The sequence below is a fragment of the Pseudomonas sp. R151218B TE3479 genome, assembly GCF_053629195.1.
In genome coordinates, this window is sequence record NZ_JBRJHV010000001.1 from 4128131 (window position 1) to 4141516 (window position 13386).

General features: G+C 58.0%; 8 protein-coding genes. 5 read left to right on the top strand and 3 right to left on the bottom strand.

Going from position 1 to position 13386, the window contains the following annotated elements; genetic code table 11:
• Window positions 1-22 precede the first annotated feature (22 nt).
• Complete coding sequence (locus AB7M32_RS17805) at window positions 23-631, top strand: FMN-dependent NADH-azoreductase (RefSeq protein WP_454250768.1); 609 nt, start codon at window positions 23-25, stop codon at window positions 629-631.
• Between the two features lie 184 nt (window positions 632-815).
• On the top strand, window positions 816-1853 hold the full coding sequence (locus AB7M32_RS17810) for an alpha/beta hydrolase family protein (RefSeq protein ID WP_454250769.1): 1038 nt from the start codon (window positions 816-818) through the stop codon (window positions 1851-1853).
• 112 nt (window positions 1854-1965) lie between these two features.
• Here the strand turns inward: AB7M32_RS17810 and AB7M32_RS17815 are convergent, their stop codons facing one another.
• Window positions 1966-3150 (bottom strand): MFS transporter, encoded by a 1185-nt coding sequence (locus AB7M32_RS17815; RefSeq protein ID WP_454250770.1) that lies wholly within the window; start codon window positions 3148-3150, stop codon window positions 1966-1968.
• Between the two features lie 344 nt (window positions 3151-3494).
• Between AB7M32_RS17815 and AB7M32_RS17820 the strand changes: the two genes are divergently transcribed.
• The 3 genes from AB7M32_RS17820 to AB7M32_RS17830 all read left to right on the top strand — a co-directional run bounded on the left by AB7M32_RS17820 (window position 3495) and on the right by AB7M32_RS17830 (window position 9657).
• Entirely contained in the window at window positions 3495-5489 is a 1995-nt protein-coding gene (locus AB7M32_RS17820; RefSeq protein ID WP_454250771.1) for a hypothetical protein, read from the top strand.
• Window positions 5490-5794: 305 nt separating this feature from the next.
• On the top strand, window positions 5795-7927 hold the full coding sequence (locus AB7M32_RS17825) for an autotransporter outer membrane beta-barrel domain-containing protein (RefSeq protein WP_454252160.1): 2133 nt from the start codon (window positions 5795-5797) through the stop codon (window positions 7925-7927).
• 239 nt (window positions 7928-8166) lie between these two features.
• On the top strand, window positions 8167-9657 hold the full coding sequence (locus AB7M32_RS17830) for a hypothetical protein (protein WP_454250772.1): 1491 nt from the start codon (window positions 8167-8169) through the stop codon (window positions 9655-9657).
• 44 nt (window positions 9658-9701) lie between these two features.
• On the opposite strand, the gene AB7M32_RS17835 is transcribed toward AB7M32_RS17830, so the two are convergent.
• The gene (locus AB7M32_RS17835; protein ID WP_454250773.1) at window positions 9702-10799 is read right to left on the bottom strand and encodes a fimbrial protein; all 1098 of its coding nucleotides are present in this window, start codon (window positions 10797-10799) and stop codon (window positions 9702-9704) included.
• Window positions 10800-10860: 61 nt separating this feature from the next.
• Window positions 10861-13368: a fimbria/pilus outer membrane usher protein gene (locus tag AB7M32_RS17840; RefSeq protein ID WP_454250774.1), complete on the bottom strand. Its 2508-nt coding sequence runs from the start codon at window positions 13366-13368 to the stop codon at window positions 10861-10863.
• Window positions 13369-13386 lie beyond the last annotated feature (18 nt).

Consider the following 13386-nt stretch of genomic DNA (forward strand, 5'->3'; position numbering starts at 1 on the left):
TCCTCATTTGGAGAGCATTGATATGAAACTGCTGCACATCGATTCGAGCATTCTCGGCGACAACTCCGCTTCCCGCCAATTGAGCCGTGAAGTGGTTGAAGCCTGGAAAGCTGCCGAGCCAGGCATCACCGTCACCTACCGTGACCTGGCCGCCGATGCCATCAGCCATTTTTCCGCCCAGACGCTGGTTGCCGCCGGTACCAGCGCCGAATTGCGCGACGCTGCGCTCAAGTACGAAGCCGACCTTAGCACCGAGACAATGGCAGAGTTCCAGGCGGCGGATGCGCTGGTCATCGCCGCGCCGATGTACAACTTCAGCATTCCGACTCAACTCAAGGCCTGGATCGACCGTATTGCCGTGGCCGGCCAGACGTTCCGCTACACCGAAGCGGGCTTCGAAGGCCTGTGCGGTGGCAAGAAGCTGGTGATCGTTTCCACCGCCGGGGGTGTGCACGCCGGCCAGCCGAGTGGTGCAGGCCATGAGGATTACCTGAAAGTGATGTTCGGTTTCCTGGGTATCACCGACATCGAATTCGTCCGTGCGGAAGGGTTGGCCAAGGGCGATGACATGCGCAATAAGGGCATGAACGAAGCCCAGGCGCAGATCGGCGAACAGTTCGCCGCTGCGTAAAACCTGCGTAAAGGCAGCAAGCGCTTCGGGCAACCTTCGCAAAACCCTGTATTCTCGTCGTCATTGGATGGCCGGGATGCAGAGTTTTGCTGCATTCGGCGCCGAGGATTCTGGCGCAGGTTATGCACGGCCAAATGTGCGAGCGACGGGGCCTTCCCGGGCGCTGGTGAAGGTGGAAGATTCGATGACACGTTTTGGTGCAGCGCTGCTGCTTTGCTGGTTAGCCAGTCTCGGTTCCGTGCAGGCAGCACCGGGGCCGCATCCGCATTGGAGCGCCGGTTTCCATGAGCTGAGCTTTCTCGATCCGCTGGATCAGCAGCCGATGCACGCCATCGCCTTCTATCCGTCCACCGACCGGGAACAATCCAGCCTGCTGGGTGGCTACCAGATCGATGCCGCGCCGGACGCCCAGATCGCCATCGGCCGCTTTCCGCTATTGATGTTGTCCCATGGCAACACTGGCACGCCGTTGGCCTTGCATGACCTGGCCACTTCGCTGGCGCGCAAGGGGTTTGTCGTGGTGGCGGTGATTCATCCCGGTGACAACGTCCAGGATCACAGCCGGCTTGGCACCCTGAGCAACCTGTACGGACGGCCAATCCAGATTTCCGAAGCCATCACCGCAACGCTTAATGACCCGATGCTGTCGCCGTTCGTCAATGCCGGACAGGTCGGGGTGATCGGTTACTCGGCCGGTGGCGAAACCGCGCTGATCCTGTCCGGTGCGACACCGGACCTCAATCGTCTGCGCCGCTACTGCGCGCAGCGGCCGGACGACCATGACGCCTGTAACACCCAGGGCGAATTGATCGCCGATCGCGATGACCTGCAACCCGTGGCCGATCCCAGGGTCCGGGCGCTGCTGCTGATGGCGCCGTTGAGCCTGAAATTCGGTCGTCATACATTGGCCGATGTCCATGTGCCGGTGCTGCTGTACAGCGGTGATGGCGACAAACTCGTGGCCTTCGACAAGAATGCCGCCGCCTTGGCCCGTAAGCTGCCCACCGCACCGGATTTCAAGACCTTGGCCGGCGCGGGCCATTTTGTCTTCCTGGCGCCATGCACCGAGGAGCAGATCGCTGCGATGCCAGCGCTTTGCACGGATGCCGACGGTGTCGATCGCAAGGACATCCACCGCACCATGATTTCCGAGGCCGGCCGCTTCTTCGGCGAGGCCCTGGGCAAGCCGACCCGGGCAGGGATGAAGACGGCCGATCATTGACCTCGCATTCCCTTGCAGGAGCTGCCGAGTGCAACGAGGCTGCGATCTTGTCCCAGACAATTGAGTCGAGAGCGAACGATCAAGATCAAAAGATCGCAGGCTTCGCCAGCTCCTACGGGGCCGCGCGTCGCATAAGAAGGATGGTCAGCCCCAGCCCGCTGACTGACAGCAAGGCGGCACAGAAGAAGATCGACGAATAGCCCAGGTTCAATGCCACCGCGCCCATCAACGGGCCGGCAATCGCCAGCGCCAGGTCAAAGAACACCGCGTAGGCGCTCAGGCCCGCGCCACGGCTGGTGTTGGGCACTTGCTTGATGGCCTCCACCCCCAGCGCCGGATACACCAGCGACAACCCGAAGCCGGCCAATCCGGCGCCGACCAGGGCGAACGGGGTGGACGGCGCCAGCCACAGCAATGCCAGCCCGAGGGTTTCGATGCTCATGCAGGCAATGGCCGAGTTGAAGCCACCGAAGCGGGCGATGCTGGAAATGAACAGTAACCGCGCCAGGATGAAGCAGACGCCGAATACCGTCAGGCACCATGCCGCGCCGGTCCAGCCGCGGCTGATGTAAAACAGGGTGATGAACGTGGTGAGCGTGCCGTAGCCGATCGACGCCAGGCTCAGGCCCGCCCCGAACGGTGCAATGCGCGCAAACACCGCCCAGAAAGGCAAGCGCTCGCCGCGAATGACCGGCACCGACGGCTTGTTGCGAATCATCAACAGCGCAGCCCCAGCCAGCAACGACAACGCAATACCCAGGCTGGCAAAACCCAATTCACTGACCATCACCACCCCCAATGGCGCGCCAATAGCGATGGCCCCGTACGAGGCGATGCCGTTCCAGGAAATCGAGCGGGCCGTGTGTTCCACCCCCACCTGGCCCATGCACCAACTGATGGTGCCCACGCCAATCAGCCCCTGGGCCACGCCGAGCAGCAGGCGGCCGGCGATCAGTATCAACAGGCTGGGTAGGGGAAAGCTCTGCAGCAAGGTCGAAATCAGCGTCAGCACGCCGCTGAGCACAATCCCCGACAGCCCGTAGACGATGGCGCGCTTGGTGCCGACGCTGTCCGACAACCGCCCGGCCATGGGACGGCTGAGCAGGGTCGCCAGGTACTGTGAACCGATGGTCAACCCGGCCACCACCGCGCTGAAGCCCAGCTGTTCGTGCACATACCCGGGCAGCACGGCAATCGGCAGGCCGATGCAGAGAAAGGCGATGAAGGTGTAGAAAACGATGGAGACGATCTGCAGGGTGATCGACAAGGAGCTGGGAGCGGAGGAAGGCGTGGGCATGGGGCTCGTTCGCGGGCAGCGGTAAGAGAACCTCATCATGGCGCGAGGTGAGGATAAAAGAAAGCAGGCTAACTAAATGTGCTGGCACGGGATGCGGCCCGGGCTTGGCGAATAGTCCCTTGGTTTGAACACTCGGCTTTTCTGGCGGGCAGTCGCTGCTTGTGCTCTGTAAAAGGACGACCTGTCAACTCTGACAGTATCCAAGATATGAAAGAGGGCGTTCAATCAGTCGCAGGCCCCATTGGTCGATGTGAAACGCTTCGAGGTGTCCATGGGCATTGTGTTTGCCGAGCCTTACGGCGATGGCTTCAATCACGACGGTCTGGATATCAGGAGAATCGGATATGGCAAGCGTGGACAAGAAAACCAGTGCGGCGCAGGCTCGTATTGACTACCTCGCGCAGCGACGTGAACAGCATTCAGGGCCCAAGGCTTTGGATCCTCCTGAGCTTCTGGCCAGGGTGGTCGATAGCACAGACGGTACGCTCCATAGCGAAGATCTGGATAGGGATCTGCAAGTCAAATTCTTGGGTTTCTCTGACTTGCCGGCACTTCCGGATGATGAGTCGATCATGTATTTGCAGTTCGCTTCGGGTGCGACGCCTGCTGAAGCAGATTATGAAAACGTTGCTGAAAGAAGCTTTCCTCATCCGGTCGACCCGTCCACCGATTTTCCGTTTGAACTGACCCTTGAGCGCAAGCACTTTGCCATCGATGGCGTTTATACATTCAGAGCGTATTTAGATAGTTACAACGACAGCCACGACGAGTCACTACCCACCACTCGTATTTTCGATAGCACGCCCCCCTATAACCATAAGGAGCCCAAACCGTTAACCATTACGTCTCCCATTACCGATGCTGTTTTGGCGGCTAATCCTACTGGGGTGCCGGCGATCCTTGACGAATATGACGACCGCGCGGCAAGCGATCAATATTTTCTGTGGTACGGAACACTCCCGTTGCCGGATAACCTGCCCGGTACCCCGCCTACGGTCACAGATTTTGTACCGAATGACCTGATATTACGGATACCTGTCGACGTCATTCAGAGGGTGGGCGATGGTGGCTGCTATGCGGTGTATGCACTGCGCGACAAAGCGCAGAATCGCACTCCACTGTCTGACGTAACCGCCTTGGGCGTGGCCTTGGGCACTTGGCCGCCCCCTGATCTTCAAAGAATCGAAGTACCGCAAGCGACATTCAAGGGGTTCCTCGATTTTCAAGATGCTCTGGATGGCGTGGATGCAGTCGTCAAAACCTATACGGGGCGAAAGGGGAACGATTTCATTGAGGTGACCTGGGGAACGACAGTGCTTCCTTTGGAAAACATGGGTTTGGCCCCAACCAAGAGCATCCGCATCGACCCGGACGTGCTGCGTAGCGAATACGGCGCTGCGACCGGGCCGATTAGTATTCAAGTAAGTTATCGCGTATTGCGAGGCACGGTGCCTTATGGTTCGGACATCGAAACAGGGATTACGGTCGTGACCAATTTTTGGCTACCGGGGCCCACGCCCACCGATCCTTGGCCTAATCCGATCAATGGTGACATCCCATTGGGTGACGTCTTTGGCGAGAATTCAACAACGCCTAACGTTTTGACCCGAGCGCACAATAATAAAAATGCCGACTTTGTATTTGAGTTGTACCCGAATGTGAAGGCGGACGAAATCGTAAAGATTTACTGGAACGGCGAGCACGTCGTCGAAGCCGATTATACGGTCTTGCCCACTGATAAAGAGGGCTATGAAAAAACGCAAATCATTCCGTGGTCCTACATCGACAAGGGCGGCAATGGCGACGAGGTGCCGGTGTGGTACTGGATCAATTCTCCCAACTCTCCCAACCGCCAACGTTCGGACGACACGCTGGTCGAGGTGAACGCGGTCATCTTCCAGCCCCCTGCGCCGACCTTTCCCGATAAAAAGGGCCAGTTCTTGAATTGCGATTCGCTCGATGGTCCCGACTACGCCATTCGTGTGCAAGTGCCTGATCTATCGGGCCCGCCTTACAACTTGGGCATCGGGGATGATGTGACCCTGCACTGGGTCGCGCTGGCGGGTACCGCTGGAGAAACGCCGATCGATGGGGCCGAGAAGAATGAAACGGTCACCCTGGATGACACAACCTGGCCGGTGACAGGCTTCATCTGGCGGGTACAACCCTACGAAACGCACCTTCTGCCCACGTATGACCCAGATGGTCCGGGGGGCAGTGAGGGGCGAGGGCGAATCAGCTACTCCTATGTTGTAGATGGTGGAGAGACGATAACTTCTGAGGAGAGCGAGGCGCGGGTGACCATGTTCCTAGGTAACGGCTCGTGCCTAGTCCCTTGATCATCATCACGTATCCGGCGGTGAAGGTGCGACCCCTTTGCCGCTGGAGTTAGGTCTGTTTACTTTTGCGTGATCAAAGAAGGAGTTGTCGGTAGCGAATCAGAAAAGTCCTACATATGCCCACAGGGCTAATCTATAGACTCGCCGGCCGTATTAAGTGTTGCCCGGCGAGTTGCTAGCCTGGATATGACACTTGGAATTAACTTTCCTTCTCCAGGGAATCGAGCATGATATTTTCCAATTGCACGTTTGCATTAAACCCTATATCGCGGTGTCTTGCGCTGGCCTCCGTTGCCCCGTTTATCATGGTCTGTCAATTCACTCAGGCCCGTACATTGACGGACGAAGACCTGGCCATTGGCGCTGGGGGCCGTCCCGACAATTATCAGCTGTTTGGTAACTCCACCCTGACCGCCAATGGTGCCTCCACCCAGGATATTCGGGTGGCTATCGGTGGCACGGTCAATCTAAATGGCACGACAGTCACAGGTGGGTCCAGTAACGGCGTGCAGTTGGTCGATAGTACTGCAAACATTGCCGCCAACAGCACCGTGACCAGCAACGGTACAGCGCTGGCCTTGACGGGCAATGTGTTGGGGGCCAAAGCCACGGTCACGGACAGCTCGCTCATCGGCGGCGCCCGCGGCGCCTCCCTCAGTGCTGCAAGTGAGCTGACGCTGAGCAACGCCACGGTGACTGCAACGGGTGCCACGGGCACGGGTATCGTCAGTTTCGGTGGAACGGTCCAGGCTAGCAACAACACCCGAATCACGGGCGGTCGGAACGGTGTTCTCTTGCGTAATGACATCTCTTCGGTAAAGGGAAACCAGCTAACGCTGGATGCCAGCCATGTCGAAGGCCTCAATGGTGCGGCCATCGTTGTGAGCAGCGTTGCCGGACTCCCTGATCGCGAAGCGGTGATCGACGTGAGCAATGGCTCGACCCTCAAGGGCAGCGATGGTGTGATGCTGCAAGTTACGAACGATGGCATGGCGGCGCTGAACGTCGATAACAGCGTTCTGCTCGGTGATGTGGTGGCCGAAGCGGGCAGTATCGCGAAGGTGGCCTTGAGCAACTTCGCCACCTTGACCGGGCGCCTGGACAACGTCGATACCCTGGCGGTCAATAGCTCGGGCAAATGGGTCATGGTCGAAGACAGTCAGCTAAAGAATCTGTCAATGGCAGGGGGGGAGGTTCAGTTTGGTCAGCCTGGCAGTTTCTATACCTTGTCGGTGGAGAATCTCAGTGGTAACGGCAACTTCATCATGCATGCGGACTTTTCCAACGGGCAAGCCGATTTTCTGAATATCACGGGGGCAGCAACCGGTACTCATACGCTTGACGTGGCCAGTACCGGTGCGGAACCGACGCTGACCAACCAGCGCATCCATGTCGTCCACGCAGCCAGCGGCGATGCTGCGTTCTCGTTGATCAATGGCCGGGTAGACTTGGGTATTTATTCCTATGATTTGCTCAAGGATGGCGCCAATGACTGGTATCTCGATGGTGCGAGCAAAACCATCAGTCCTGGTACGGCGTCGGTGCTGGCGCTGTTCGATGCCTCGCGTACGGTCTGGTATGGCGAACTGAGCACGTTGCGTTCGCGCATGGGCGAAGTGCGGATGAACCAGGGGCAGTCTGGCGGCTGGATGCGGGCGTATGGCAACCGCTTCGATGTTTCTGCCGACTCCGGAATGGCCTATAGGCAGACCCAGCAGGGATTGGCTTTTGGTGTGGATACCCCCGTGCCGTCAGTTGGGGATGGACAGTGGGTGTTTGGCCTGATGGGTGGTTATAGCCGGTCCGACCTGGACCTGATTCATGGGACCTCGGGCACGGTCAACAGCTTTTATGTCGGTTCTTACGCCACTTGGCTGGACGCCGAGAGCGGCTACTACTTCGACGGCGTGCTCAAGTTTAACCGCTTCCAAAATGAGTCCAAGGTCAGTCTCAGTGACGGGGCACAGGCCAAGGGGCGGTACAACACCCATGGATTGGGCACCACGCTGGAGTTTGGTCGGCATATCAAGTTGGACGAAGGCTATTTCATCGAGCCTTTTGGGCAAGTCTCGGCGCTGGCGGTTCAGGGCAAACGTTACCAATTGGATAATGGCATGGCTGCCGATGGCAACCGGAGTTACTCCTTGCTGGGCAAAGTGGGTGCAAGTGCCGGTCGGGATATCGACCTGGGTAATGGACAGATGCTTCAGCCTTACCTCAAGGCAGCGCTGGTCAACGAGTTCGCCAAAGACAATCAGGTCAAGGTCAATAGCACAAGCTTCAACAATGACCTTTCCGGTTCTCGCCTGGAGTTGGGAGGTGGCGTTGCCATGAAAGTCGCGGATAAAGTGCAAGTGCACGCCGACGTCGATTACAGCCAAGGCAAAAAGATTGATCAGCCATGGGGAATAAACTTCGGCATGGAATACAAGTTCTGATCAGCTTTGTTTAAAAGGTCAGATCCGTGGATTGTTTTCACGAGACGGCATGAGAGTTAGTCAAACGAGCAAGGACCGTAACGGTCCTTGTTTCATTTTTCATGAACTCTTTTTTGGAGTCTGTCAACTGAGCAGTTCTGTTAGTACTCAACGGTTTGGTTTTGGAATCTAATGGGGCCTCTCTGGACAGGAGTGGCTTTGGAGGCGTGGTTACTCATGTGTTGATAGGAGGGTCCATGATGTCAAATTCGAAAAATTCCAGAACGTTCGGCAAAAACCAAGTCCCGATTTACGCTCCGCCTACGGTCGTGGCGTTGCCAAATATCGACGGAGGCGAAACCAATCTGCTGCATAAGAGCGCCCTGGAAGCGCCCTTGCCCGTCACTATTCCCAAGTGGTTGAATTCCGATCCCAAGCCCCATGAGCCGGAGTGGGTCAAGCTGTATTGGGGAGACGTTGATCTGGAAACAAAGACCTGGACCGCCCCGGTGCCCGATGCGGATCGGGTATTTTATGTTCCCGTCCCTTTACTCATCCATGGTGAACATTCACTTTATTATGTTCTACACCTGTATAACGATGCCGAGGATGACTCTTTTGATCTTACCCTGACCATTGATACCCTCAAGCCGCTGCTCAACCAGACCGACGACCTTGCGCAGTTTCCTGAAGCGATCCTGACAGGTGGGGTAACGGCCCAATATCTAGACCAGAACAACGATCAAGTGAAGGTCGGTATCCCCCGTTACGATGAGCAGCGGGGTGGCCCCAAGGTCGGCGATATCATTACCTTGTATCTGAACGAAAAAAACGGAACCGGAGAGCCAGATCAGCTAAAGGTCGGTGAATTGACTGTTCCGCACCCGGTGCCCAACGTTCTTGAGGGCGTGTATGAGGGAAAGGCGTTTCGCGACTTTGGCGATCGTGTGGGGTATGCGCGATATCGTGTCCAGGACCGGGCGGGGAACATCAGTGAGTTGTCGGGGCGGGTTGAGCTGGATGTGAAGGCTGCACCGACACCGCGTGATCTGTCCTATCCATGGGTGAAAGAAGCCTCCGGCAACCCACAGGCCAGTCGGCTCGATCCAAACCTTGCGGCTGTCGTCAATAATGGCGTCATAGTTGCCATCCCTCAAAACGCGATCATCTCCGATACGGAGACCGCCGCCGTATTGTTTGGTGAAGAAGGTGGTTTCGGATTCTATCGAGCTGACACACCCATCGTTACAGGAGGGCGGGAGTACCGCATTCCCAAGGAGTATGTCGCCCGAAACCTGCGAAAAAACATACCGATAATCTTCGAGGTGACCGGTCCCAATATTCCCACACCGCTTGAGTCTCAGACGCACAGCCTGACGATCTCCAGCCTGAGCGGCGGGTTGCCGGTCCTTCAGTCCACCAGTTTTAATGCGACGACGTTGAGCTTGGCCAATATTCCTGAGGGCGGGGCGGCTGTTCTCAGGCTGGGTAGCTGGAAGTACATGGCGACGTCACAGTTCCTCAGGGTCGAGATGAGGGGATTGCTGAGTGCGGGAGGCGCTCACACCGTGACGATTCTCGATGCTCAGCCTGTGACTTCGGTGGGTGAAATGCAAGCAGGGCAGATACTCAAGACGGAGCTTCGCAGATTTCAAATCGGTGAAAAGCTGACCTTCATCGCGAAGGTCAGCTTTGACAATAAGCAGACCTGGCACGACTTTCCAACCATAGATCCTCAATTAACCAACTGACCCGTGAGTATGAAGTATTGCCGTTTCAGCGATGCGCCTCGCGCTCATTTGTAGGTCATGGTGAAGTTCAACGCGCCTTTGGCCACACCGGGATCGACGTGAGGCGCTATCTGGTAGAACCGTGCGTTGAAGTCCAGCACCGTCGTGCCGGATGTGATGGGCACCAGGGGAACCTCCATACCCAGTGCGACAGGGGTCAGGCCGTCGCCCCTGAGGATCTGAACACCTACGCCCGATGCTCCAGAGTCTGCGGTCAGGCTGAAAACGCCGTTGTTTTCATCGACGGGGACGGACCCCAGAACACCATCGAGCTTGATCGTTGCGACGGCGATATTGCCATCTGACGGGTCGGCTTCGCAGGCGCTGAGGGTGATAGTAAAAGGCGCGAGGGTTGTGCCGAAGCCGGGGCCTGTGAACTCGGAGGTGTCCCAGGTCCCTAGTGGCACTGGATTGACGCTTACCGGGTTGCCCGAGATGCCGCAATGAGCCTGAATCACCGTGCCCACGGGGCCTACGCCGAACCCTTTGCCGACGCCGGTAAAGGTCCCGCTGAACAGTTCGCGGCCATCCAGTGGGTTGGGACCGGTCGCAATGGGGCCAGTTTTGATCAGGGTGGTGTAGGTCCGCAGGTTGCGCAGTGTAAAGCGTATAAACGTGGTGATCTGATCCTGATAGCCATCGAAAGGCACGATCGGGCGATAGGTCGGTCCGCCGATGGGGATAAAGGTGTTGTTGCCGCTGCCATCGAAGGGAAAATCCAGGCGGATCAAGGCGCCCACGCCTGGAATATTAGTGTTGAATACCTTGCCGTTCACATCGATCCCGTCAACCGGCGGCAACTGGCCGGCGAACAGCGGGGCGGTTGGCTGGGCCTGGAAGTTAAGGATGATGCCGGGGGTATCGACGCTGCAGTCCAGTTGCGAACCACCGCCGCTGGTGAAGGTGTGTTTGTTCAAGGTGCCGATGACACTTCCTACGGCAGCGTCCCGAGGGACATAAAGCGTGCCCAATTGAGGCTGGAAATTCAGGGGCCCACTTCCGGCCTCCCACCAGCAAGTATCGGCTGCGGCGAACGCAGATGAAGTCGAACTGCCGGTGACCAGCACCAGAGATGCCAGCAGCAGTCGTGTCGATTGTTTCATGGTGTTTCCTGTGAGATCGGGCATGACAATAGGCTGTTTGCCAGTGGCTGGGTGGCGGGTGTCAATGGCATGTCAGCGCCTGAATGCGGTAACCCTGCACCTGCTCCATCGTCTGCGGATTGACGTCCAGCCGGCATTGAGGGGCGTCGCCCGGTGCCCAGCGCACGTTAAGTTGTTGGGGCTCGGGTCCTACAGAGAGCAATACCTGGCCGGCCTGGCCCACGGTACCCAGGACAGTGCCCTGGGCATCGCTGACCTGAGCCCCGAAAGGCAGGGCCTGGCCGTTAGCCGTTTGCCCGCTGATCAGCAGGCGATTAATGGTGCGCGCGGTGAAGGTGGTCTTGACCACGGCCCCGCGGCGTGGGACGACTTGCGCGGTGCCATTGTCGATCTCGATTTCAGGCCCCAAATCATCCGTTTGCAGGGACACCTGGTTCATTCGATAGGGCCGCAGGTAAGGGACCAGCGCGAAGCCTTGGGCATTGGTTTTCACGCCTGTCGCGTTCTTGACTCCCACACCGGGGATATCCGGTACCTCAACCAACGCCAGCGTTTCTCCCAAGTACGGGCCGGCTTCAATACCATCGGCATGAAGCAGCAATGCGCCGCTGGCGTTCAGTGAGGTCGTGCGGTAGTGGCTGCTTTGAGTGATCCCGGCGCCGACGCTGCCAGTGGCCCCTTGATAACCTAAAGCCAACTCGGCTGACTGTCGCTGTTGCGAGTCGTGGCTGATGCTGGTTCGATAGTTGAGCCGGTTCTCAAGACTGTTACCACTCAGGCTGGCCCGCTGGCTGTGGCGTCCAGCGTTGTTCTGTACGTCGAACGTGGCAGTGCTCGAAGGCATGAAGTCCAGCGGCAATGATACGCTCAACCCCATTTGGCGCTGCTCGCTCACGTTGCGTTTGTCGTTATCTCTGAGCGATTGCAAGGCATAGACGTTATAAGTCACGCCTTTGTGTTGGGTATTGAAGTTGAACTGGAACTGGCGTTGGGTGTTATTCGTTTGCCAGTAATCCTGGTGCGAGAACGTCAGGTTGACGGCGCTGTGTTTCCCGATTTTCTGGTTGATTGCCGCTTCGAGACGGCTGCGTCGGCTGCCGAAAAAACGGACGTCGTGCTCGCGGCCGCGCACAGCTTCGTCGAAATCGCGGTAACCTTCGGTGGAATAGCGATAGCCAGCGAAACGCAGCTGGGTCCCGCTTTGGAATGATTTGCCGTATTTGACCGAGTAACTCTTGCCTTGCACGTCCTGGCTTGCCTGCGTATCGGAGTGACTCAGGTCCAAGGCCAGGGCGCCCAGCGCACCCAAGTCCCGGGAGGCCCCCAATGTGACGGCCCGATAAAAGTCGCTGCCCATCGCGCCGCCATATAACGTCGTGCTCCAGCCGAGCCCCCAGGCCAGCGTACCTTGCCAGAGCAGAGGGTGGTCACCCTCGCTGATAGCGTTGTAATGCCCCACTGTCGCGCTGTAACGCCAGAGACCTTCGCGCAAAAGATTGCTGAGTGTGGCGTAAGGCTGCGTGTAGCGATGAACCCGGCCATCGGCTTCGGTTAATACGATTTCCAGTTCACCGCTGCCGCCCACGGTAGTGAGATCATCGATTTCATAAGCGCCGGGGCTGACATAGGTGGAGTAGATCGGGTAACCGTTTTGCAGGACTTCGAGCTTGGCCCGCGTCTGGGCCACGCCTCGTATGACAGGGGCATACCCCTGAAGGGCATCAGGCAGCATGTCTGGGTCCGAAGCAACGATCGCGCCCTTGATGGGCAGGCTCCTGAACACATCGCCCCGGGTAAAGGTTTCACCCAGGGTCAGATTGGCTTGCAAGCCGGGAAGATCGCGCTGTGCATAGGTATAGGCGCTGCTCCACTCGCGTTGGTTCTGTTCATTGCGGCGTAACGTCTGGTTGCTGCGCAAACGCCAGGCGCCCAGATTCAGCCCACTGTTGAGGTACAGGTCATCACTCTGGCTGGAGCCGCCTTGTTGATGATTGCTCTGCTGCGCCGACACCTGGTAATTGATAAAGGCCGCGTTGATACCGTGATCCCAGCGCTCGGGGTCGGCATAATCTGACTGATTCCTGCGCATGGCGATCTGGGGAACCGAGAGTGACAACCACAGCTTGGCGCCTTCGAACTCGATATTGGCCCCGGGGATTACGCTGGCCAGGTCGATGCAGTCGGTGTTCAGCGCTTGGTTGTCGGCCAGGCCGTCGAGACGTACGCCCAGCTCTTGAAGCAAATCGGACGATAGGCAGGGCAGCAGGTCGCCCTCGGGGCTGAGGCTGAAGTCGAGCTCACGCAGGCCAAAGGAGCGCCGGTTGATTTGAAGTTCGACCCGATAGCGCCCCGGCCCAAGGTCCTGACGCTGGCCCAGCGCACTGAGTGCCAATGCCCCGGCATCGTGAGTGTATTCCGGATGCTGGCGCAGGAAACCGGATTGGAATTCAACCGTCGCATCGGCCAGCGCGGGTGTGATATCGAGCAGTGCCGTACTGGCACCCAGGGCGACCCAGTGAGCCAGGCGTGCTTCGCCGCCGATACCCGAGCGTTTCAAGAGTCGAGTCATTAAAAGTGTCCGAGAGAG

Coding starts and splice junctions, on each gene's coding strand:
- AB7M32_RS17805 (WP_454250768.1), top strand. CDS start 23: ATGAAACTGCTGCACATCGATTCGAGCATTCTCGGCGACAACTCCGCT.
- AB7M32_RS17815 (WP_454250770.1), bottom strand. CDS start 3,150: ATGCCCACGCCTTCCTCCGCTCCCAGCTCCTTGTCGATCACCCTGCAG.
- AB7M32_RS17810 (WP_454250769.1), top strand. CDS start 816: ATGACACGTTTTGGTGCAGCGCTGCTGCTTTGCTGGTTAGCCAGTCTC.
- AB7M32_RS17830 (WP_454250772.1), top strand. CDS start 8,167: ATGTCAAATTCGAAAAATTCCAGAACGTTCGGCAAAAACCAAGTCCCG.
- AB7M32_RS17835 (WP_454250773.1), bottom strand. CDS start 10,799: ATGAAACAATCGACACGACTGCTGCTGGCATCTCTGGTGCTGGTCACC.
- AB7M32_RS17820 (WP_454250771.1), top strand. CDS start 3,495: ATGGCAAGCGTGGACAAGAAAACCAGTGCGGCGCAGGCTCGTATTGAC.
- AB7M32_RS17840 (WP_454250774.1), bottom strand. CDS start 13,368: ATGACTCGACTCTTGAAACGCTCGGGTATCGGCGGCGAAGCACGCCTG.
- AB7M32_RS17825 (WP_454252160.1), top strand. CDS start 5,795: ATGGTCTGTCAATTCACTCAGGCCCGTACATTGACGGACGAAGACCTG.